The following is a 21593-nucleotide window of genomic DNA, read 5'->3' as shown; positions in this document are numbered from 1 at the left end:
CAACTTCCTGCTCCCATCGCGCCAGCGACTTCCTTCAAACCGCTCTATCCGACCTGCTCCGCGCTGTCTCCTGCCACCCCTCACGCCTGATCGCGGAGCAGCTCCGATAGAGTCCTGACGTTTTTCGTCCACTTGCCGAAGATACGGTCGATGTGAATCTTTCAATGAGTGCAAAGTCACGCGAGAAGGCAAGGTCCGCCTCATGTGACCTTCCTCCCCTCCTCTGCAGGTATAGGAAGCGGGCCTTTATTCGCCGGCATGCCTGGGAATCGCCGCAATCTAAGCGGTCATGCGACCGATGGATGCAATATCCTGCAGGCTCTTGATCTTCATCGCGATGTTTACCGAGTTGCGACAACTGACAAGGCACGTGGAGCATTCGCCGCAAGTGCTCAGCCCCTTGCCTGCGGGCAAAGAGGCCATCGTGGCAGCCGCCAAAGCGTGATTGCCGTATTGAACGGCGTACATGTGGGAACGCATCAGAGTCGGGATATCCACTCCGTGCGGGCAATCTCCGCGACATTGGCCACATTGGCGGCAGAACTGTGCTTCAGCCACGGTGCTCTTGTCTGAAAGAAAAGCCTTCTCTTCTGCTGTGTACGCCAAGTTCGGAGCGACCGAGATATTCTGCTCCAGCTGTTCATACGTCGTGAACCCCGGAATCGCTGTCGTGATTGCATCGTGATGGAGAACCCATTTGAGCAGGGCTGTCTGGCTCGCCGGCGTGAGTTGTCGCCCAAGCCTGTGATCGGGCCGCGTGGCTCCTCCCGCCTGAGTTTTCATCGCAACAATGCCAATGCCCGCCGCCGCGGCCTTCTCGATCGCATCGAGCAACCCTCGATTGTCAGCCAACGTAAAGTTGAATGGGACCAGCACCACATCGTAAACGCCGAGTTTCAAGGCAAGGTTGAGCGCCAATTCAGGTTGATGCGAAGAAACTCCAAGAAAGCGCGCCTTCCCGTCCTTCTTGAGCGATGTCATCGCGCGCAAGGTGCCTTCCGAATTGATATCTGCTTCGGAGTCGGCTGCGTGATTGTAGAGGATATCGACGTGATCCATCTGCAGGCGCTGGAGGCTTCCATCAAACTCCTCATGGAAATGAGCTTCCACCTCGGCCGGAGTGTAGGTATGAGCCTGCGCCCCGTTGCCCGGTCCACGGCCCCATGCGGGGCGCAGCACCTTGGTGGAGATGACGACCTTGTCGCGGACCCCCATCTCCTTGATCATGCTGCCTACCATCGATTCGTTCCTGCCCTGCTGGTAATGCGCGGCTGTATCAAAGTGGCGAATCCCGAGTTGATAACTGCGGGGAATCAAGCCCGGCACATCCGCGTTCATCACTCCCATGCTGACGATCGGCAGCCGTATTCCAGTCCTGCCGAGGGTTCGATAGATTGGTTTCCCCGGGACTCCGATCTTGGGCGCCCCCTCCTCAGTTCCTTTCATCTGGCCCAACAGACTCGCACTGCCACCCAGCAATTGCGACGCTGCAAATGCGGCTGCAGGCTTGACAATAAAATCCCTGCGATTCCAGCTAGATCCATTTTTCATCGAAGTCTTCCTTCCCGGGGCTTGTGTTATTCGCCGCCGTATCCCATGGCACTATCGAGCAGTGCCTGATTCTTCGGATTGCGGGTTTCACCAACGCTGGAGACGTAGACGCCGCGCTGGTCGGTAATGGGGCATTTGTTTTCGCAGATCCCGCAGCCCAGGCAAAGCTCAGGATCGACCCGAGGCTGCTTGACGGTGGTCAGCATGCCATCCGGCTTCATTACCTGGACTTCCTCGAACCAGATGGCCTTTTTGGGTGTTGGGCAATGTTCTTCGCACACAATGCAGGTACGTGCAGAGGCGTACGGCAGGCATCGGTTCCGATCGAAGAATGCCGTGCCGATCCTGATTTTTTGTTTTGCTTCCAGGGTCAACAGTTCGATTGCGTGCGTCGGACACACCTGTGAACACAGGTTGCATTCGTATTCGCAATAGCCAAGCTTCATCTTCAGCACAGGCGTCCATAACCCTGCGATCCCGCCCTCCGTAATGGCGGGTTGAATGGCATTGGTGGGGCATACCTTCATGCATTCACCACAACGAATGCACTTACTCAGGAACTCCTCTTCCGGCGCGGAACCCGGTGGGCGAATCAATGCGGGATTGAAGATGTGATCTTCTCCCTGTGCACTGGTGTGTACAAGCAGCACACTGCCGACACCCGCGGCGCCAGCCACAAGAATCGACCTGCGTTTCAAGTCCAGCCCCTGCGCGTGAGGAGGGCGGAAGAAGTGCTTCAACCATCGAACCGGAGCCGGTAGATTCATGGCTTGCCTCCCGGTACCCGGATGCTGAAGGTAAGAGCTTCATGCGGGCATGCCGACTGGCAATTCCAGCAGTAGAAGCATTCCGCCGGCTTCCAGCTCGCGGTGGCTTCAGGATCCGCACCGCCCTGGCAATCCACAACACAAACCCGGCACTGGTTGCAAGCATCTTCATTGCGCTTGATCTGGACCAGGGGATTCTTACCGGCGACACCAAGCAGTGCACCCAGCGGGCATATATAACGGCACCAGAATCGCGCCCGATACAGATTGAGCAGAACCACCGCAAAGAAAACAACCGCGATCAATACCGTTCCATAGAAATACGGCTGCGCATTGGTTAGAACAGTGTGCCGCAGGAACTCGTACACCGGCTCTGAGATTGAGGCGACCTTGAAGGATCCGATGCTTGGGTCGTGTTGATAGATCCATCCGAAAATCCAGGCTGTGCCATCATTCAATCCCGGATAGATCACCAATGTCGTGGAACGATAGAGAAACGCGAACGGGTCGAACCATCCGGCCAGGTTGACCCCCATCAAAGCGGCAACTAGAATCGCGCCGAGAAGATAGTACTTCGTCTTTTGCCATCGTGAATAGCCGTCCGTGGCAATCTTCTGTTTCGCAGTGCGATTCCGCAGGCTCGTAATCAGATGATGAAGCGCTCCAAACGGGCACACCCACCCGCAGAACCAACGGCCGAAGAGAGCAGTCAACCCGAGTATGACCAGCGACAGAAGCAATCCTGAAGCGACCTGATGCGAGGCCAGCCATGACGAGATCATGACCAGGGGGTCGATTTCGAAGAAGAGCTTGACGTGGTCGCCAGTTCTATTAATGGGACGGTACTCCGCCTGCAAAAAGACGTAAAAAAACAGGACAGCGAATCCCGTCTGCGCGATGCGCCTCAACCAAACCTGCCACGATACTTTTCGACGAGCCATTAAGATGCCTTTTACCCAGCTTCGATACGGCGCGGTTTCAGGGATTCAAAGTCGATCGTTCCAAGCCGGCGCGCATGGCCTTCCATGACGTACCCGATCTCTTGCGGCTTATAGCCCAACAAGGTTGCACCAAACGCATCGATTGCCACCTGATCCGTCCCGGCAGCTACGGTGTCCTTGCGTTTCACATCGGCCAGGTTGCCACCGACCGGCCCGTTGGCGGTCAGCACTCTGATTGCATCCATCACAACCAGCGTCGGCCGGATGAAGGTCGCCAGATCCACCAGCGTGTTCGTCAGATCTTGGTGGAATCGGTTGCGCTGACCGCCCGCAACTCCCATCAGGTTCTTCATGCCCAGGGTCGCTTTGCATAGCCCATGGTGCTTCACAATCGGAACATTGATGAACTTGTTCACACACAGAACATCGCCATACAGTTCCCATGCCGGAAGTGCCTTGCCATTGAGGTTGGTTTTGCGGAACTTGCGATCCTCCATGGTGAAACAGTCCGCACCGGCTTTTTGGGCAGCCTGTTGGATACCGCTGCGCGCAAAACAGGCCACCGAAGGGTTGCAGGAGTTGTCGCTCACAATCACGCGCCGCGCACCAGCCTGGTAGCTAAGCGATACCAGTGTCGCCACAACGTCCGGATTGGTCGTGGCAGCCTGTTCAGGAACGCGGTTCCAGCCGATGTTCGGCTTAATCCACACAACGTCGCCCTTGCTGATAAAGCGGCCCATTCCGCCGAGGCCGTTTACCGCTTCCTGCGTGAGCCTGCGAGCTTCCGCGGCGATGGCATCGGCGGTTGCAGGACTGCTGCGGAAATGCGCGATGCTCAGAGCCGGACCTGTGGTTGCAGCCAGAGCTTCTTGCCCGACAAATGGGCCTAGCTTCATCGCGGCGCCTATTAAGGCACATGTCTTGAGAAAATCTCTGCGCGAACTATCGTTCATGCGTCCTCCAAATCGCTGATTCGTCCAACCGCCCCATCAGTGAAGACTCTCGGCAGCTTCTCGAAGAATCTGTTCGCTGTCTGCGTTGGGGTTCAAAATCAACAGAAGAAGATGACCCTGGACCTTCGCAACGAAGCTTCCCTCAAAGCTGTTTTTCCCTCTGATTGCTCCCGCTTCGATGTCAGGTGCGGCCGCACACTCCCCGGTTTTGGCAAAATGAGCCTCCAGTTGTTTCAGCCGCTCGTGAGCATCGTTTTCGCTCTCAGCGAGAGTCACAAAAAGCTTGCTCTCATGGCCGTTGAACTCATACGAAGCGACGTACGCAGGGCCGAGAAATGAGTGCCCCAGTGGATCCTTGGGGATGTATTGCTCGGAATGAGGCTTGCGGTGATCGGAAGGTAGGCGGATCAGCATTGCGGGCAGGGCGGTGTCGCTTCCCACCCGCGCGGAAAGTGCCTTTGCCCAGGCCTCAAGAACTGCGTCCGCTCCATCGCCAAACCCGGCCAGCTTGATGTAGTAGCGGCCCTGGACAAAGTTGAGTATGCCTTTGTTCCGGTAGCCTTCCGCGCCCATCGCAATGAAGTCATAGTCAGGCGAGCGCTCGGCTGCGTACATTCCGAACGCCGCGTTCGGTGAGCCCATGTCGAAGATGTCCACGGTCAGGTCAACCGTCTGCACCTTTGCATCAAGATGCAGCATGGTCTTCACGCCGTACAGGACAAAGATGTCCGCACCGCCATCCAAGTACTCGTAGAGATTGTCGGGGTTGTAGAAGCTGGCTAAACTTTGCGCAATCGAACCATCAGGGAGCGGTTCGGGGATCAGACGCTGCAGTGCATCATGATTTACGACTTGTGCACTTAGTGAGGGAGGTAGCACCAGACCGCAAACGGCCACAAGCGGGATCAAGAAAAACGAGACAAAGCGAAGCATCGTGCGAGCACCCGCCGTCTCACTTGGGAAGCGGACGCTCTGGTAACGGCGGCGTCTCGAAAGAGCGAGAAGATCTACTTAAATATACGCGCATTGCACCCAAGGCCCATAGCTCAATCCTGTTGCTGAGGCAAGAGAGAAAGGTCCCCGCAATTTGAAGAGAGGAGCTCTTACGTGTGCAGCAGCTCGACTACGTGTCTTTGCCGTCAGAGTATTCGCAATTCCTTCGGAACGATGACGAATCGATTCGTCTCTTAACAAATTCAGGGGTCGCGGGATCTTGGTGTTCAGGCCTTGGAACAGTTTGAAGCAATTCAGAAAAGATTCGATGATTCAAGTGCAACTCGGCGGGGAGATCCTTTCTACGAGTGAACTAGAGCGTTGTTGGTAGGTCAGATGATGTGACGGTCGAAGGCTTGCCCTGTTGTCGCGCCTTTTCCCCCATACGACGACGGCCCAAGCGCTTGGCCTGGGCCGTCGTGGTGATCTGTGGGTATTGAATAGGGCTGTCGCCCTGTCGCGATTGCCCAAGCACTTTCACCAATGTCCCTGGCCCTTATCGCTCGATGGCAGTTCCCGGTAAACCGGGTTCTTTGGGCGACAGTGTAGTCGCTCCGTTGAAAGAATCGCCATCCTACGTGTCGGCTCGAGGGATGCACTGCAACGTGAAAAGGTGCGGTTACGTCCCATGCGGCTCAATCCTCTCCGCTGGGGCAACCTTGGGGTCTGGGTGCGACGCCCTAGGCCACAGCCACCTCACGTGATGTTCTGCCGGAAGAGTATCGCTGCATCTTTTGGACTGCCCTCCCTCCCAGTACGAGGTCAATCTACTCCCAGATTCACGCCACGTCAACATCCGTCTGGGCATCCCAGGAAACGAGAGTGCGCCTCATTGCGAGGCGCTCTCGCTCTTTCGTCGTCAACTCCTCTCCGTCTTCGAGATCAAGTTATCTCTGATCGCGCGCCGACCGGTCCGAGCTGAAAGGCCTGCTGATTCCAGCGGAGTGTCGACAAAAAGCAGCGCATGCAAATCGAAGACGATGAACAGAAGGAATTGAAGCAACCCCCGAGCGGTCGAAAGGGAAGGGCTTTGATGAGACAGACAGCGCAACAATGCTGAGAATTGCTCGGTGGCAGGGACTGGGCTACACTTGGGGGCCTCAGAGCGGAAGAGAGATTCCTGCAAGGAAAGGAGTGCTTCCCGTGTCAGCAAAGCGTATTGGTATTCTCACCGGAGGTGGCGATGTACCGGGCCTGAATTCCGTCATCAAGTCGGTTGTCTACGGGGCAACAGAAATTGGATGTGAGGTCATTGGCATACGTCGAGGCTGGGAAGGATTGACCCACATCGATCTGCAAGATCCGCCCAGTCGTTCGCGTTACATTCAACCGCTCAATCGTGAAAACACCCGCACTATCGATCGCACGGGTGGAACATTTCTGCACAGCTCGCGAACCAATCCCACCAAGATGAAGAAGTTGCCCCCGGTGCTTGAGGGGCAGCAATTCCTAACGAAGGAGTCCACAAAAGCCGGTGTAACGAGCCCCGTGTTCGATGTGACGCCGGCGGTGCTCAAGAACATTGAAGCGCTGCGGCTGGACTACATTGTGGCCATCGGCGGCGACGACACCCTGAGCTACGCAGCCGAACTTGACCGGCGCGGAATGAAGGTGATCGCGGTCCCGAAGACCATGGATAACGACGTGCGCAACACTGAATATTGCATCGGGTTTTCTACGGCCATCACGCGCGCCATGGATGCGATCGAGCGGCAGCGGACGACGGTCGGCTCTCACGAGCGCATCGGCATCTTCAGGGTGTTCGGCCGCGACGCAGGCTACACCGCTCTCTACACCGCGTACGTAACGTCCCTGCGCTGCTGCATCCCTGAGTACAAAGTGAGCCTGGAGCACCTGATCGAAATCCTAATCACCGACAAACATAACAACCCAAGCAACTATTCGCTGGTGGTTCTTTCCGAGGGCGCGGAGTGGGAAGGCTACACGGTCAAGGAATATGGTGTCGCCGACGCATTCGGCCACCGAAAGAAGATGAGCGTTGCTGAAGACTTGAGCAACGAGATCAATGCCGCCACAGGTGAGGAGACGGTTGTCAGCGATCTGACATACGATTTGCGATCCGGCAGTCCGGACTTCATCGACCGGATGGTAGCCATCACCTTCGCCGGAATGGCGATGGACGCAGTGCGGGAGGGAAAATCTGGCCTGATGACGGCGATCAGCAGCGGCTGCTACGCGATGGTGCCGATTCCCGATCCGAAATTCGGACCACGCAAAGTGGATGTTGCCACCATGTACAACACTCAGCGTTACCGACCAACTTACGATCTCAAGCTTGGTCTGCCGATTTTCTTATTGCGAGGCTAGTGTTGAGAGTACTGGTGTTCGATCCTTCCCATCTCGGTCCGCCGGGATGGGCAGAGGAGTTCTGGCAATGAAAGATCTGCCGCTATCTAAGGTCTATCGGTTACTTGAACCCGGTCCAGTTGTCTTGGTGACGACCACTCTCGATGGACGCGCGAACATCATGACGATGTCGTGGCACATGATGGTTGAATTCGAGCCGCCACTTGTAGCCTGTATTGTCAGCAACGCTAACTACACCTTTGCCTCCCTTCGAAAGACGAAGGAACGTGTAATCGCTGTACCCGCCTTCGACCTCGCGTCTAAAGTCGTTTCAATTGGGAACTGTTCGGGCCGGGACGTGGACAAGTTCAAGACGTTCGGTTTGACGCAGTTGCCAGCGGAGCGCGTAGCACCTCCTTTATTGGCCGAATGTTTCGCCAACCTTAAATGCAAGGTTGTCGATGCCCGCCTCGTAAATAAATTCAATCTGTTTGTATTGGAAGTGCTCAAAGCCTGGACCGATCCAGCGCAAAAAACCCCAAAACGATCCATCACCATGGATACGGCAGGTTCATTGTGGACGGCGAAATGATTAAGCTGAGCTCGACGAAGCCATAGCGGAGAAGCGTTCAGGACACAAGGTGACACTTGCGCCTATGCAGGTTACCACCATTCCATTAAGCGTTCGGATGTGTGCTTCACACTGGAGGCAGGCTTCGCTGTGCGCAGGAGAAGAAGCGGACATTGCACCATCTTCACAATCTTCTCTGCGATTGAGCCGAACGCGATCGGGTGCCACCCAGTCATTCCGTGCGTCGAGATCACAACAAAGTCTATTTTTTCTCTCTCGATGACCTCGATAATGTCTTCCGCTACGTCATTCCCTTCTTCTATGGAGGAGTTTACTTTGATTCCCTTGGCGTCAAGATCGGTTTGGCACACAGCAAAGCGCTCCTCAGCATCCTTCCTGACTTTGTCAAGGAAGTTGGCCTCAGGGAGAAAGTCAGGAAACGTCGTTCTGGGGAAAATTGGCAAGATATGGACAAGATATAGCTCGGCATGAAAATGCTGAGCTAGATCCGCAGCCGTCATGAGCGCTGCATGAGACGATTCGCTGAAATCAATAGGAACCAGAATTCTCGTAGGAATCGAGCTGCCGCCAAGCACTTCGTTCATAAAACCTCCTCGCTCAGCCTCTCGAGTGGTCGACTCTTCTTTGTCGCCGATCATCATACCCGTTTTCGGTTCTAAGGACTTGTTGAAGCACGCACAACAGGGTCCATAGCAAAGTCAGTCTGGCATTAAGAGCCAAGCCAGATGATAGGAACTATACCGAGGGCCGCCAGAGCCACAAGCAATACAAGACTCTGGATACCCGTCTTCCGATCGGCGAGACTGAATGCGTAGATCCCCTTCGCGACATTGTTGCTGGCCGCAGCAATCAGAATCGCGACTGCAGCGACCTTCAGAGGCGTAAGCGTGGCGGTCGCCTGGGTCATCCCCATAATGAAAGGGTCAACATCGGCCACACCCATTATCGCCCCAAGCGTGTTCACTCCGGCCCGTCCAAGATAAGTGACTGCCAGTTGCGTGGCAACCAGCATGGCCAGAAACAGCGCAGCGAACAGAAACGCCGTAAGCAGTTCGAGCGGGTTTTTGGGGTCATACTCCCGCTCCACATCGTGTGGGTTCTCATCCGGAATGCGGGTCCAAAGCCAACCAATGCCGACTGCCAGACCTGCCAGCACAAGAAATGGCCCGATGAGAATTGCCATTAGTTGTCGGTTGAAGAGTGTTACCAGCGCAGCAATGCGCAGGTACATCATGCCGGAGGCCATAAGAATGCCGCCGGCAAAGAGGTGGGGACGATTGTCGCGCGCAGCGCGTTTGGCGATGACGACCGTGGTAACCGTGGACGAGTACGCGCCGCCCAACAAAGCGGACAATACGATTCCACCTTGCTCTTTCGTCACCTTCTGCAACACGTAGCTCGCATACGAAATCGTGCTGATGGCGACAACCACAAGCCAGGTCTTGAAGGGATTGATATGGAACTGGCTGAATTCCTGATTCGGTAGTACGGGTAGAATTACGCCCGTCAAGAGCAGAAACTTGGCGAACGTAAGAATCTCGTGCGGGGCGATGCGCACGGCGAGCTTTTCAAGAGCCGTCTTTAGGTCTAGTAAGAGCAAACTGGCAACGGAGAGCGTCGTAGCTATCCAGAAATGTCCGTAGCAAACCAGTGCCCCAACAAGAAAGGTAGCCAGCCCTGACATCTCCGTGGTGACGCCGGCGGCAACGGCAGAGGAGAGTTTGTGCCAGTAAGAGAGCAGCAGAAAGCTGGCGATTACCGCAAAGCCGATCGTAAGCGGTATCAATTGAGTGCCTGAAACAAGAGCGATGGAATAACCGATGAGACCAATGAGCGGGAAGGTCCGCACTCCCCCAAAGGAGTACGCGCTGCCCGACGCCTTGTGCTCTTCGCGCTCCAGCCCTATCAGGAAGGACAAGAACAGAACCAGAACAATCTTTACAGCCTCGGGAGGGAGACGCTGATAGAGTTCCATTGGAGTCAGCCTAAGATTGTAATCCTCGCCGTGGCTTGGCCTCGGTGTGGCGCTTCTTGGGTCCCATGCTGCAGTGCAGGGACTTCGTGGGTGACAGTTCATCATCCGGTAATCGTGACGGGGATCACTGAAGGACTTCGATGAGGGGGGCAGACTTCGGGCAGAAAGGTGGTGGGCCATGTTTTTCCTCATCTGGCTCGTGCTCTTTCTCGTCGTTGTTTCCTTTCTTCTGCTTCTGCCTGCGTCCTGGCACCGTGCGATTTACGAGCGGTATTCGGGCGGCCGACCAGTTGCATGCCCCGAAAACCAGCAACCAGCCGTCGTCAGCATTGATGTTCGGCATGCCGCGGTGGCAGTCATGGATGGACGTCCCAATTTGCGATTATCTGACTGTACGCGTTGGCCTGAGCGCTCAAAGTGCAACCAGGAGTGCTTGTCCCAGGCGATTCAAGCAGAACCCTACAAACCAGGCGAAGTGAAGGCGGGAAGGAAACAGATCTATCACCTCCCGGTTCTTCTCGCGGCATTTGCCGCCTGGTACGTAGGAGCAATCTGGCATTCGCACTACATGTTCCGCGAGCAGTGGCTGCAGGCCGTCGGACTCACTCATGCGCAAGTAAAGCAGATCGTGTGGTGGTTATCGCCGCATCTACTTACTGCAGGTGTCTGTCTCCTCTTCGCATACGGAGTCGCGTGGCTCCTTGCCGTGTCTCACCGCAAGGGTGTACTTCAGGGAGTCCTGATGTCCGTCCTGCTTTGCGGAGCCTTGATCGCAACGACTTGGTTTGGCATTGCAAGGCTGCCTCATGACTTATTTTTGATTGAAGCGGGTTACATTGCTCTTGCCAGCTTAACCGTGGGGGCTCTCGTCGGCGGCTTGTATGACAGGCTCGTACTGCCGTCGCAGTGACTCTCGGGAACTCAATTGCTCCGCGGACGCGAAGGCGTGAAGGGTTAGCGGGCGAGAATAGCACCTTGACCGGGCAATGATCCTTACCGACGGTGCTGGTCATCACTGCAAGATTCTCAAAACTGCGCTAGGCATTGAGTGTGGGGGACTGTCCTCCAAGGTGGGCGGTTTGGGTTCAATGTTTAGCGGCCAGCCCCTGATGGCATGAGTCGAACCGCCGTAGCCGTGCGAATCCGCGCCCGTCCCTTGGAGGACTTTGGACACGGGAAATCCCTTATGAGCAAGTTCCACATTTTCAGCCGTCGGGATTTTCTGAAAGAAGTCCCTGCCGGCGCTGCAGTTCTAAGCGCGACAGGTCAAGCAGGGGCCCTCTTTGGCGCTGAGCGCACAGCGGAACACGCGAAATCCAGAGTCGTGATTGCGCACGATGCCCTTCTGCGTGGCACAGGTTCCGCTGTGGATTCGAGCCATATGCTGAGCCTGCTGGATCGTGCGATGCAGACGCTGACTGACCGGGATCATGCTTTCGAGGCATGGAGAAAGCTGGTGCACCCAGGCGAAGTAGTGGGATTGAAGGTGAACACTCTTGGGGGCCGCGGAATATCCAGCAACCCGCAACTCGTCGAAGCGATTTGTGAGCGATTGCAGGAGGCCGGCATCAGGAGCGCAGACATCGTGGTGTGGGACCGCAACAGCGAGGAATTGGAGCGCGCGGGATTTCATCTGTCGATAGGGGGCAATGGAATCCAATGCTACGGTACTGACCGCGTGGATTACGAAGAGGACCTGGTCAGTTACGGCAGCGTTGGCAGCCGCCTGTCAAAGGTTCTCACTCGACGGTCGGACGTTCTAATAAACGTTCCAGTGCTGAAGGACCATGACGGCGCCGGTGTGACGCTCGCGCTAAAGAACATGTATGGCGTAATTCACAATCCGAACAAATACCACCCCAACGGCTGCGATCCGTACATAGCGGACTTGAATATGTTGCCGGAGATCAGGACAAGAATGCGTCTGACGATTTGCGACGCGACCACGGCAATGTACGATGGCGGCCCCGCATATAAGCCGGAACACAGCTGGAACTGCAACTCCCTTTTGGTTTCGCAGGATCCCGTCGCGCTGGACTACACGGGTTGGCAGATGATCGAGCGCAAACGGGCAGCACTTGGATTGAAGACATTGGAGGCCGAAAGCAGAGCACCGCACTACATCGCAACAGCCGCAGATGCATCGCATGGCATAGGCACAAACGATCCTGAAAGAATGTTGGCCATCGCGGTGTAGCGGAGTGCAGAAGGGGGCCTGATATGTTGCCCGCACCAGACTTACAAAACCTGCAGCGAGGCTATGCTCCGACGATCAACGGCGCTCAGGGTCCCTTGAATCGCCGTTCGTTCCTCATGTGCGCTTTGGCGTCGGGGGCGGCTATGAGCGTCGGTGGACTTACGGCGTCTGTCACCCCGTCCACGGTTTCGGCTGCCTTGCAGAATCAGGATGATTCGCTATTCACCGTCGAGGCGAAGTTCTATCAGAAGCTCAAGGACAGAAAGATCAAATGCAAACTCTGTCCACGCGAGTGTACGGTGGGCGACCGCGAACGCGGCTACTGCGGCGTGCGTGAGAATCGCGGGGGAACCTATTATTCGCTGGTGCATTCTCGCGTATGTGCGGCGCATGTCGACCCCATCGAGAAGAAGCCGTTGTTTCACTACCTGCCGGGAACGGTAGCCTTCTCGCTGGCCACAGCGGGCTGCAATGTCAACTGCAAGTTCTGCCAGAACTGGGACATTTCCCAGTCGCGGCCTGAGCAAGTTCCATCCGAGTACATTCCCCCGCAGCGCGTTGCCGAACTGGCCCGCCAAAACAGATGTCCAACCATCGCCTACACCTACAGCGAACCCGTGGTCTTCAGCGAATTCCTGATGGATGCAGCCGATGCCGGACACGCAGCCGGCATTCGCAGCATCGTTGTATCTAACGGCTACATTCAGCAGGAGGCGCTTGAGGCTGCCTACGGAAAGATGGACGCGGTCAAGATCGATCTCAAGGCCTTCTCCGAGTCCTACTACGGCAAAGTGGTCACCGGGCAGTTGAAGCCAGTGCTTGACACACTTGTAACGCTGCGCAAGATGGGCAAATGGATCGAGATCGTCTACCTGGTGGTGCCCACGCTCAACGACAGCGACGCTGAATTCCGCAGTCTGGCGCAGTGGGTGAAAACCAATCTGGGCGCCGATGTGCCGCTTCATTTCACCCAATTTCATCCCGAGTATCTGTTGAAGAACCTGCCGATCACACCAGTACCTACCCTCGAGCGGGCCAAGGCAATCGCCGACACCGAAGGGCTTCATTTTGTCTACATCGGCAATGTGCCCGGACATCCGGCGCAGAACACCTACTGTCCGCAATGCCGCCGAATGTTGGTGGAGCGTGTCGGGTTCACCGCAAGCAAGATGCTGATTCACAAAGATGGCAGTTGTCCGTTTTGTCGTCGCTCAATACCTGGCATCTGGCATGGATAACCATCGGTTGGAGGTCGCCGCAATGAGGATCAAGAGGGGTTCGACTATGGTCTGGCTCACGGCTCAAGTCATCACGCTCCTGGCGATTGCTCCGTTCCAGTCAGGGTGCGTTGCAGCTCAGCAGAAGATTCGGCAGCCCGGGGTAGCCGGCGCCTTCTATCCCGCTGACCCGCAGGCGCTCTTGGCGACGATCGACGATATGCTGGCGCACGCTTCACCGTCGATTATCGACGGGCCTATTCTCGCCGCCGTTGCGCCGCACGCCGGTTATCCCTACTCCGGACCGGTCGCTGCGCACACTTACGCGGCCTTGAAGGGCCACAACTATTCTCGCGTCGTCGTGATTGCGCCATCGCACTATGAAGCGTTCAATTTCACTTCAGTCTATGATGGCGATGGTTACGCCACGCCGCTCGGGACAATCCAAGTCGACAAAGAATTTGCCCGGCAGTTGGTAAAGATGAGCTCGACCATTCATCTATCAAGCAAGGGACACGACCCGACGTCCGCCGGGGCAGAACACGCCATCGAAGTCGAGTTGCCGTGGCTGCAGCGGGTGCTGGGCGATTTCGAACTCGTTCCGATCATCATGGGAGATCAGAGTTACGAGAGCAGCCGTGCGCTGGGCATAGCCTTGGCAAAGCTGATCCAAGACAGCAAGTCTCCTGACGATACTCTCATTCTAGCCAGTTCCGATCTCTCCCACTATCACCCCTACGATGAGGCGGGGAAGATTGATCACAAAACGCTGAATGCACTGCAGGCCTGGGACTACTTCAGCATGTCGCTCAACTTCGAGGAGCGGATATGGGAAGCCTGTGGCGGCGCACCGATCGTGGCCGCGATGATTGCCGCCGAACGCATGGGCGCGAACCAGGCGGTCGTGCTTAAATATGCCAACTCCGGTGATACTTTCGGCGATCGCTCGCGCGTAGTTGGATACAGCGCGGATGTCTTTGTAAAGTCTTTGCATGAAAGCGGAGTCCAATCCGCATTTTCAGTAAGCAGTGATGAGAAGGCCGAGTTGCTCGCTCTCGCCCGTAAATCTGTTGAGTTTGGGGTAAAGCAGAAGGAACTTTATAGCCCAAGTGCGGTGAAGAACGAGGCATTAAATCAGGAGCGCGGCGCATTTGTAACATTAACCAAGTCGGGAGAGCTACGCGGCTGCGTTGGATACACATCCGCAATCAAGCCCCTCTACATGACTGTGCGTGACACCGCGACAATGGCCGCTCTGCGCGATCCAAGATTCCGGCCGGTATCCTTGTCGGAGTTGCCGCAACTCGAGTATGAAATATCAGTTCTCTCGCCCCTTCGGCGCGTCATAGATATACGCCAAATCAAGGTGGGCGAGCACGGCCTCCTGATGAAGAATGGTGCGCACGAGGGCATCTTGCTCCCGCAGGTGCCGGTGGAACAGAAGTGGGATCGGTCGAAGTTCCTCGAGCAAACTTGCACTAAAGCCGGGATGCAACCAGATTGCTGGAAGGATGAAGACACCGATATTTTCGCGTTTACCGCGGTTGTATTCGGCGATGATAAGCCTCAAGCTCTCATGCCCGAACTTTCCTGGCCTCAAGGTTTACCTGCATGGCAAGCAGAGCCGGCGCCAGGTTTATCGCCGCACTGAGCCATGCGGTTTCCCAGAATCCGAACACCGGGATCAGAAAGGTACTCAGCACAAGGGCGCCTGTGCATCCTCCCAGCAGATCGATGCTGTAGAGCGTTCCCAGCCTTGACCAGCTCCCTCGGTCGTGAAGGTAGATCTCCGCAGCCACAGGAAATTGATAGCCTCCCAGCAATCCCGCAAGAGCGGCCAGCACGGGAAAGATCAATTGCGCCGCTATCCATGTAGTCGCGCTTCCAGAGATCTTCGCCAGAAAGCTTACGGCATACATCAAAGCCGGAGTGGAAAGCGCAAGTAGGAATTGCGTTGACGCCAGATTGGGATGCGGTCGTCGATTGAGCCGACGAATGCTCCCGATTCCCAGCCAGCTTCCGCATGCTATTCCGGCCATGCAAAGGCCAATGAGAATCGCCAATTGATGGTAGACATAGCCGTAGATGGATTGGAACGCCAGCAGAAGCAGAATCTGCAAAACCATGGAGGTAAATCCGGCTGTCGCGATGCAAAACGCTGCGGCGGATCTGGCGCGCCTTTCGCGATCAAATGCAAGCGCAGCCAGCGCTGCGATAAGCAATAGCAGCACCACGGTCGAACTAAGGATGCAGCGGAACGGTACGTGTGCAGCGGTGCGAAACCAGCCCGAGTTTCTGGGACTGAACTGTGTACACCAAAGCACAACGTTGAAGTAATAGGCGATCGGTGCAAAGTCGCGATTCACCGGCGTCGAAGCAAGCGGCTGCAATTGCTTGCCAATCTGTTCTATCCGATCAGGAGCCATCCGGTAGGGAATGAAATACTCGCGAACGTACTGCGTGTTCAGGTGTCGGCTTCGCAAACGTTGGATCAAAGTCGCGGGATCAACTGTTAATACGTTGGGCTGCATAGCTCCAAAGAAGTGAATTGTTTCGCCGGGAATGATGACAACATAGGGAAAAACGGTGTCGAGCGTGTGCTTGATGCAGCGCAGAAACTCCGCCAAATCGGGACTTACGGCCTCCTCTGATGAGTGCAACTGGATGGCGACGAGTCCGCCGGGCGCGAGGCGCTCGCGAGCGGTTCGAAAGAATTCGGCGGTGTAGAACCGGTTCAACTGTGCAGTCGTGGGGTCGGGCACATCGACAATGATTACGTCGAAAACTCCGGCGGCCGTCTTCAAAAAGCGCACCCCATCCGCGCAGTGGAGATGCACGCGCGGATTCGCTTCCAGCCCCGAAGACTCAGGAGTGAGGGACTGCCGCGCAATCTGAATGAGCGCGGGGTCTAACTCGATGTAATCGATCCTCTCGATTGTGGGATGCTTGAGCGCTTGAGCGATACTGCCATTCACACCACCGCCGATCAACAGAACAGTGTGCGGTGCAGTGTGCTCCAGTAACGCATAGTGAACCGCCTCTTCCGCGGCATAGTCGTCCGGTGCATTGGCAAGGACTACGCCATTGTCGTATATGGTCCGAACCGCACCAGTCTCGGTCACCGTCAAATTGCCGTAGATTGTGTCACGCGATTCCACTAAGTGGAAGCCTCGCCAAAGACTTATTCGTGACAATCTCTCCAGCCACGGCGCCCCCAACAGAAGAACGGGAATTGCGATCAGAGCCACCGATCCAACGAGCACAACCACTTGCCGGAAGTTCATCCGCCACGACAGTACAGCAGCCATGCACAGATTGAGCAGAACTACGACGGCCGCAATCTGGAAAGACACCAGGAATCGCAGGAGCACAACACTGGCTACAAGACCACCAACCGCCGAACCTGCGGCCTCAAGGAGATAAGCCGTGCTGACGGTTACGCGCGCAGCTGTGCAGCTCTCGGCCAGGTATAACCGCGCCGCAACCACGAAGAGTCCCCCTGCAGTAGCACAAAACAGGCTCAGGCACGCCACGGATCCAAACAGCATCGGCAGCGGCCCAACCAACTCGCCCGGTACGGTTTGAAAAAGAGGTTTTGCAGCGCGCAATGCCCATATCGTCATCGGAAGGCTCGCGGCTAGCAGGCACTCAAGAGTCGCAACCGTCCGGCGAGTATGGTTTCTGCCGAGACAACAGGTGCTGCTCGGCCAGCTTCCAATGGCGGACCAGAAAAGCCACGTGGCTAGAATGATGCCCAGCGACATCTCGTTACCATTGAAGACGACGATCAGTTCCCGCATCAGTACGATCTGCCCGACGATTGCGCTGAACCCCAAAAGCGCCAGTGCTGCTCTTGCTGCGGCTGGCGATGGTTGCAGACGGCAGAGGATGCCGGAATTTGCGGCTGCTTTCACCCGACCGGAATTAGATTCCCGATGCGTTTGAAAAGCAAGGGCGCCGAACGACTTTGCCTCGCCTAGGATCGATGAGAGGCCCTTCTGACCCAAAACCCAAATGACCCCAAAACCCAAAAGCTAAGCCGTTTAGAAGTTGAGAGATCGCGGCCTCTGTGGTTCTCTGAAGGCGAGAGGAGAGCCGAGAGATAGCGAGGAAGCGACACAGCGAAGAGGAGATTCTGCGCGTATTGAGGGAAGCGGAATCGGACGAGACGGTGGTCGAGGTCTGCCGCAAGCATGGGATCAGCCAGCAGAGCTTCTATCTTGGGAAGAAGAAGTATGCAGGCCTGGGTTTGAGCGAACTGCGCGAGTTGCGTCAGCTTTGGGAGGAGAACAGCAAGCTGAAGCGGCTGGTTGCGGACCTCAGTCTCGATCGCCATATCCTTCAGGAGATCGTCGCAAAAAAGCTCTGAAGCCTCGCATGCGGCGCGAACTGGCGAAGTGGGCGCAGCAAGCCCACGATTTGAGCCAGCGGTACGCGGCGGGGCTGATTCCGGCCAGCCGGGCGAGTCTTCGTTACGAACATCATCGTGATCCCCCGGGACGCCTTGCGTGTGCGGCTGCGGGAACTGGCCGGCAGCCGGGTGCGGTATGGATATCGAAGGCTGACTAGATCCGGCTGTGATCAAAATATTGCATGCGCATCGAGTTACAAATTCGGTTTATAACATTCGGGTTTCATGAATTTGGCAATTTATTTCCAAGTCTATTCGTTATAAGTATTTAATCGATGGTCAATAGCACAAAAGGGTCATTTTGTTACCTCAGTGTGAGTCATAACCTCTCATCGACCGATGAATCGCGAACTCATTCAGATGTGAACGATCATCGAACGGCGTTGTTTCTCCGCCTATGCGTTCAATGTAAGGGGCCCTGAAAATGATTCGAAGGATCAAATCCTCATCGCTGTCCGCAAGAAGTAGTTTTCTGAATCTACCAATTCCATCCAAACAGAAGCGAACTTTCATCAATCGGTCTCGGACTGTTCTGGGTTCCATTCAGGACGGCGGAGCGCTGGTCGAGTTTGCCTTGATCGCTCCCTTGATGCTGGGGTTAATCGGTGGATTCTTCACATTTGGATTCGCTTTTTTTACCTACTTCCAACTTAGCAATGCAGTGGATATCGGTGCCCGCAGCCTGGCTGTGAGCAGGGCGATGAATTCGGATGGTTCAACCCCCGATCCGTGCGTCACTGCTTCCGCCGCGATCGTGGCGGCAGCGCCTGCTCTGGATCCATCGAAGATTACGCTCAGTCTTTCTTTGAATTCGACTCCGTATTCGAATCTCAAACAGGGTAGTTGGACGTGTACGAGTGGAGAGGCGAACTTGGTGGCTGGTTCAACTGCCCAAGTGACGGCCTCCTATCCCTACACGATGAATTTTTTCGGCTACAGACCGGTGGCGCTCACCCTCCGGGCGCAGTCAGCCGAACTGACGCAGTGACTGTGACCGTTCTTCTGGGACGAAGAGCGAGGAGCAAGCGATGAAATCGATTGGCAAGTCATTCCAATTTGAGATTCTTGAGAACGAGACCGGTCAGATCATTCCGTGGGTGGCCTTTATGATGATTGTCATTCTCGGCCTGGGCGGACTGGTTCTGGACGGCAGTCGAATCATGCTGATTCACCGCCAACTGCAGTCCGCGACAGATGCTGCGGCTTTGGCTGGAGCTCGCGTGATGCCGGATGGCGACTATAGGGGATCAGCGCTCACATATAGTGCGAGTTCGGGTAAGCTGAATGCTTCCACGACCTACTCAGCGTCGGCCCCTGTCGTTACCCCGATTTGCGTAAGCGCACTGAAAGCCCAGGGCCTTCCATGCGTTAACAGTGCGAGCGCGAATGCTCTTCAAGTTCAGCAGTCCGCAGCCGTTTCAACGTCGTTTATGGGACTGTTGGGAGTGAAGACAGTGAATATCAGCACTGCTTCGACGGCAGCGATGGGTGGCTCCAACACTCCTTACAACGTGGCCATCATCCTGGATACAACACCATCGATGGATTACACGGACACCAGTTGCGGGAGCAACCAGACGCAGCTATCCTGCGCAACCAAGGGCATTCAGCAACTGCTTCTGAACTTGTCGCCTTCCGTGGACCATGTAAGTCTGTTTACATTTCCGAATATCGACGCGAGCGATGCCTCAATGGACACCGATTGCAGCGGCAGCTCAAATCCGACGGCAGAACCATATACCTTTCCCTCAAAGACAGCGAAGAGCCTGTCAAATACGGTTTTTTCGACGGGATCGGGGAAAAACCAGACTTCGACGAATGTCACCTATCAGATTGTGGGCTTTTCGACGGATTATCGCAGCTCGAACAGCTCAAATTCTTTGAGCGGGAGTTCATCGTTATCGAATGCGATCGGTGTAGGAACAGGGACCGGCGGCTCGGGGAAACACCACAAGAGCAGCGGTTGCAGCGGAATACAAACCAGCGAGGAAAACACTTATTATGCAGGAGCGATTTATGCCGCACAGTCCGCTTTGTTGGCGGAACAAAACCTGAATACTGGCACGCAAAATGTAATCATCCTGCTCAGTGATGGAAATGCAACTGCCCGACAGAGCGATATGGCGAACTCATCGAACTCAAATAGCAATACGACCTGGGCCACGAGTTCCGGGACTTATCCGTCATGGGTTGGAGAATGTGGGCAGGGCGTTGAGGCCGCAAAGTATGCGGCGACCTATCCGGGTAACCCGACCAAAGTGTACACGATCGCGTATGGATCGCCAACGACCTCCAATTCCAGTAATTGCGGAAGCGATGTTGGTCGAGGTGCCCACCCAAATATCAGCCCGTGCACAGCGATGAAAACGATGGCCTCAAGCCCGCAGAATTTCTATTCCGACTACTACATGTCTGGCGGTGACCCCGCATGCCAGGCCACAGGACTCATCGATTATTCGTTGGATGGTATCTTCAAGGCGATCGCGTACCAATTGACGACAGTGCGGCTGATCCCGAATGGCATGGCAACCACAACGCCTTAGACTACCAATCCAAGCAGCCGCATCCTTTTCCAAGGTGCGGCAGTGCCCGGCAATCTAGGCGACGTGCTCCGACTTGAGAAGCCTCACCACGGTATTGGGGGACTTGCGCACTTCGGCAGCTATCGCCCGAATGCTCTGGCCCTGTGATCGGAGCCGTCCGATCTTGGCCAGCAACTTCGGCTCAGCGTCCTCGACCTTCGGACGGCCACCAATGCGGCCTTGTGCCTTCGCCCGCTCCAGACCGGCAATTGTCCGCTCAGACAGGCGTACCCGCTCCTGTTTTGCTACAGCGGCAAGTATGCCGATCACGGCTTCTTTAAGTATCCCGGTGCTGTCGAGATACTGCTCTGTGAAAGACCGGTAGTCCACGCCATAGCCATTGAGCCGTTCATCTGGCGGCGCGATCCATATCGAGCTTCCTGGCCGGGCCCTGATCAGCGTAGAGAGCGGCGCTGATCCATCGCTATTGCGTTCGATTCTGGAGAGCCTTCGCCAGTGATCCAGCTTCCTGTCGGGACCAAGGTCTGGATTGCAGCAGGAGTGACGGATCTGCGCCGCGGATTCGATGGACTGAGTGCGCAGGTGCAGAACGTACTGCACGAACAACCGTTCTCCGGACACGTGTTCGTGTTCCGCGGACGACGAGGCGACACCGTCAAGTTGCTGTGGTGGGATGGCGACGGTCTGTGTCTGTTCGCCCAGCGCCTGGAGCGTGGACGCTTTATCTGGCCGAAGGCCGAGAGCGGAGTTGTTCATCTCAGTCGCGCACAGCTGTCGATGCTTCTGGAAGGCATCGATTGGCGACGAGTCGAGCGCACATGGACTCCGGAAGTAGCGGTCTGATGACAGATACAGGATCTACTACCCTGGAATTTGGCTCCCTCACTCCAGGCCCACTCTTCTCAGGCCGCATAAGACACACTCATCAAGTGCCCACTTAAAAAACAAGTGGACACTTCATGGCACACTCTACTGATGTCAACAGGGACTGGAAGTACGCTTACCCTTTAGCTGCACCGCTAGAGCATTTCACTAGTTACTGTGCACGGGGTCATTTGTGTTGCAAGCTAGGAGTGGCGATTGTCCGCACACCCAGATGCCGGAACCATACTCGAACGATCTGCGAGGGAAGTTCTTTGCGGCGTA

20 protein-coding genes are annotated in these 21593 nt (G+C 55.9%); 11 read left to right on the top strand and 9 right to left on the bottom strand.

Annotated elements, in window-relative coordinates; genetic code table 11:
• Window positions 1–279: 279 nt before the first annotated feature.
• The 5 genes from WCA10_RS06510 to WCA10_RS06490 are packed head-to-tail and all read right to left on the bottom strand — an operon-like array spanning window position 280 to window position 5145.
• On the bottom strand, window positions 280–1551 hold the full coding sequence (locus WCA10_RS06510; RefSeq protein WP_472821695.1) for an aldo/keto reductase: 1272 nt from the start codon (window positions 1549–1551) through the stop codon (window positions 280–282).
• A 26-nt stretch (window positions 1552–1577) separates the two neighbouring features.
• Entirely contained in the window at window positions 1578–2318 is a 741-nt protein-coding gene (locus WCA10_RS06505) for a 4Fe-4S dicluster domain-containing protein (protein WP_472821694.1), read from the bottom strand.
• Window positions 2315–3259, bottom strand: a complete 945-nt coding sequence (locus WCA10_RS06500) for a 4Fe-4S binding protein (RefSeq protein WP_472821693.1) — start codon at window positions 3257–3259, stop codon at window positions 2315–2317. The genes WCA10_RS06505 and WCA10_RS06500 overlap by 4 nt, the downstream gene beginning before the upstream one ends.
• A gap of 11 nt (window positions 3260–3270) precedes the next feature.
• Window positions 3271–4212, bottom strand: coding sequence for a DUF362 domain-containing protein (locus tag WCA10_RS06495; protein WP_472821692.1), 942 nt, complete (start codon window positions 4210–4212; stop codon window positions 3271–3273).
• A gap of 36 nt (window positions 4213–4248) precedes the next feature.
• Window positions 4249–5145: a DUF6599 family protein gene (locus tag WCA10_RS06490; RefSeq protein ID WP_472821691.1), complete on the bottom strand. Its 897-nt coding sequence runs from the start codon at window positions 5143–5145 to the stop codon at window positions 4249–4251.
• A 1203-nt stretch (window positions 5146–6348) separates the two neighbouring features.
• Between WCA10_RS06490 and WCA10_RS06485 the strand changes: the two genes are divergently transcribed.
• The gene (locus tag WCA10_RS06485) at window positions 6349–7533 is read left to right on the top strand and encodes a 6-phosphofructokinase (protein WP_472821690.1); all 1185 of its coding nucleotides are present in this window, start codon (window positions 6349–6351) and stop codon (window positions 7531–7533) included.
• 67 nt (window positions 7534–7600) lie between these two features.
• Entirely contained in the window at window positions 7601–8104 is a 504-nt protein-coding gene (locus WCA10_RS06480) for a flavin reductase family protein (protein WP_472821689.1), read from the top strand.
• A 71-nt stretch (window positions 8105–8175) separates the two neighbouring features.
• Here the strand turns inward: WCA10_RS06480 and WCA10_RS06475 are convergent, their stop codons facing one another.
• Window positions 8176–8745 (bottom strand): universal stress protein, encoded by a 570-nt coding sequence (locus WCA10_RS06475; RefSeq protein WP_472821688.1) that lies wholly within the window; start codon window positions 8743–8745, stop codon window positions 8176–8178.
• Between the two features lie 68 nt (window positions 8746–8813).
• Window positions 8814–10079, bottom strand: coding sequence for an MgtC/SapB family protein (locus WCA10_RS06470; protein WP_472821687.1), 1266 nt, complete (start codon window positions 10077–10079; stop codon window positions 8814–8816).
• Between the two features lie 178 nt (window positions 10080–10257).
• On the opposite strand from WCA10_RS06470, the gene WCA10_RS06465 reads away from it, so the two are divergent.
• The 4 genes from WCA10_RS06465 (at window position 10258) to amrB (ending at window position 15144) form a co-directional block, all read left to right on the top strand.
• Window positions 10258–10989, top strand: coding sequence for a DUF1761 domain-containing protein (locus tag WCA10_RS06465; protein ID WP_472821686.1), 732 nt, complete (start codon window positions 10258–10260; stop codon window positions 10987–10989).
• A gap of 276 nt (window positions 10990–11265) precedes the next feature.
• On the top strand, window positions 11266–12276 hold the full coding sequence (locus WCA10_RS06460; protein WP_472821685.1) for a DUF362 domain-containing protein: 1011 nt from the start codon (window positions 11266–11268) through the stop codon (window positions 12274–12276).
• A 23-nt stretch (window positions 12277–12299) separates the two neighbouring features.
• Window positions 12300–13514: an AmmeMemoRadiSam system radical SAM enzyme gene (amrS, locus tag WCA10_RS06455; RefSeq protein ID WP_472821684.1), complete on the top strand. Its 1215-nt coding sequence runs from the start codon at window positions 12300–12302 to the stop codon at window positions 13512–13514.
• A gap of 22 nt (window positions 13515–13536) precedes the next feature.
• Complete coding sequence (gene amrB / locus WCA10_RS06450) at window positions 13537–15144, top strand: AmmeMemoRadiSam system protein B (protein WP_472821683.1); 1608 nt, start codon at window positions 13537–13539, stop codon at window positions 15142–15144.
• Here amrB and WCA10_RS06445 read toward each other — a convergent pair.
• Complete coding sequence (locus WCA10_RS06445) at window positions 15068–17407, bottom strand: fused MFS/spermidine synthase (RefSeq protein WP_472821682.1); 2340 nt, start codon at window positions 17405–17407, stop codon at window positions 15068–15070. The two genes, amrB and WCA10_RS06445, sit on opposite strands and share 77 nt — an antisense overlap.
• A gap of 188 nt (window positions 17408–17595) precedes the next feature.
• Here WCA10_RS06445 and WCA10_RS06440 point away from each other — a divergent pair, with 188 nt between their 5' ends.
• The 4 genes from WCA10_RS06440 to WCA10_RS06425 all read left to right on the top strand — a co-directional run bounded on the left by WCA10_RS06440 (window position 17596) and on the right by WCA10_RS06425 (window position 20447).
• Window positions 17596–17862: a transposase gene (locus WCA10_RS06440; protein ID WP_472821696.1), complete on the top strand. Its 267-nt coding sequence runs from the start codon at window positions 17596–17598 to the stop codon at window positions 17860–17862.
• A gap of 8 nt (window positions 17863–17870) precedes the next feature.
• On the top strand, window positions 17871–18062 hold the full coding sequence (locus WCA10_RS06435; RefSeq protein ID WP_472821681.1) for a hypothetical protein: 192 nt from the start codon (window positions 17871–17873) through the stop codon (window positions 18060–18062).
• 266 nt (window positions 18063–18328) lie between these two features.
• Entirely contained in the window at window positions 18329–18892 is a 564-nt protein-coding gene (locus WCA10_RS06430; protein WP_472821680.1) for a TadE/TadG family type IV pilus assembly protein, read from the top strand.
• A 40-nt stretch (window positions 18893–18932) separates the two neighbouring features.
• Window positions 18933–20447 carry a pilus assembly protein TadG-related protein gene (locus tag WCA10_RS06425; RefSeq protein ID WP_472821679.1) on the top strand — a complete coding sequence of 505 codons (1515 nt, stop codon included), beginning with the start codon at window positions 18933–18935 and terminating at the stop codon, window positions 20445–20447.
• 54 nt (window positions 20448–20501) lie between these two features.
• Here the strand turns inward: WCA10_RS06425 and WCA10_RS06420 are convergent, their stop codons facing one another.
• Window positions 20502–21068 carry a helix-turn-helix domain-containing protein gene (locus tag WCA10_RS06420; protein ID WP_472821678.1) on the bottom strand — a complete coding sequence of 189 codons (567 nt, stop codon included), beginning with the start codon at window positions 21066–21068 and terminating at the stop codon, window positions 20502–20504.
• Here WCA10_RS06420 and tnpB point away from each other — a divergent pair.
• Window positions 20988–21290 (top strand): IS66 family insertion sequence element accessory protein TnpB, encoded by a 303-nt coding sequence (gene tnpB / locus WCA10_RS06415; RefSeq protein WP_472821677.1) that lies wholly within the window; start codon window positions 20988–20990, stop codon window positions 21288–21290. The genes WCA10_RS06420 and tnpB overlap by 81 nt on opposite strands.
• Window positions 21291–21593 lie beyond the last annotated feature (303 nt).

The organism is Occallatibacter sp. (assembly GCF_049582745.1).
GTDB lineage: Bacteria > Acidobacteriota > Terriglobia > Terriglobales > Acidobacteriaceae > Telmatobacter.
This window is presented reverse-complemented; position numbering and strand designations above follow the sequence as displayed.

Bases quoted from the DNA above. Each gene is read 5' to 3' on its own strand.
- WCA10_RS06510 (WP_472821695.1), bottom strand. From the start codon at position 1,551: ATGAAAAATGGATCTAGCTGGAATCGCAGGGATTTTATTGTCAAGCCT.
- WCA10_RS06505 (WP_472821694.1), bottom strand. From the start codon at position 2,318: ATGAATCTACCGGCTCCGGTTCGATGGTTGAAGCACTTCTTCCGCCCT.
- WCA10_RS06500 (WP_472821693.1), bottom strand. From the start codon at position 3,259: ATGGCTCGTCGAAAAGTATCGTGGCAGGTTTGGTTGAGGCGCATCGCG.
- WCA10_RS06495 (WP_472821692.1), bottom strand. From the start codon at position 4,212: ATGAACGATAGTTCGCGCAGAGATTTTCTCAAGACATGTGCCTTAATA.
- WCA10_RS06490 (WP_472821691.1), bottom strand. From the start codon at position 5,145: ATGCTTCGCTTTGTCTCGTTTTTCTTGATCCCGCTTGTGGCCGTTTGC.
- WCA10_RS06480 (WP_472821689.1), top strand. From the start codon at position 7,601: ATGAAAGATCTGCCGCTATCTAAGGTCTATCGGTTACTTGAACCCGGT.
- WCA10_RS06475 (WP_472821688.1), bottom strand. From the start codon at position 8,745: ATGATGATCGGCGACAAAGAAGAGTCGACCACTCGAGAGGCTGAGCGA.
- WCA10_RS06470 (WP_472821687.1), bottom strand. From the start codon at position 10,079: ATGGAACTCTATCAGCGTCTCCCTCCCGAGGCTGTAAAGATTGTTCTG.
- WCA10_RS06465 (WP_472821686.1), top strand. From the start codon at position 10,258: ATGTTTTTCCTCATCTGGCTCGTGCTCTTTCTCGTCGTTGTTTCCTTT.
- WCA10_RS06460 (WP_472821685.1), top strand. From the start codon at position 11,266: ATGAGCAAGTTCCACATTTTCAGCCGTCGGGATTTTCTGAAAGAAGTC.
- amrS (WP_472821684.1), top strand. From the start codon at position 12,300: ATGTTGCCCGCACCAGACTTACAAAACCTGCAGCGAGGCTATGCTCCG.
- amrB (WP_472821683.1), top strand. From the start codon at position 13,537: ATGAGGATCAAGAGGGGTTCGACTATGGTCTGGCTCACGGCTCAAGTC.
- WCA10_RS06435 (WP_472821681.1), top strand. From the start codon at position 17,871: ATGCGGCGCGAACTGGCGAAGTGGGCGCAGCAAGCCCACGATTTGAGC.
- WCA10_RS06430 (WP_472821680.1), top strand. From the start codon at position 18,329: ATGATTCGAAGGATCAAATCCTCATCGCTGTCCGCAAGAAGTAGTTTT.
- WCA10_RS06425 (WP_472821679.1), top strand. From the start codon at position 18,933: ATGAAATCGATTGGCAAGTCATTCCAATTTGAGATTCTTGAGAACGAG.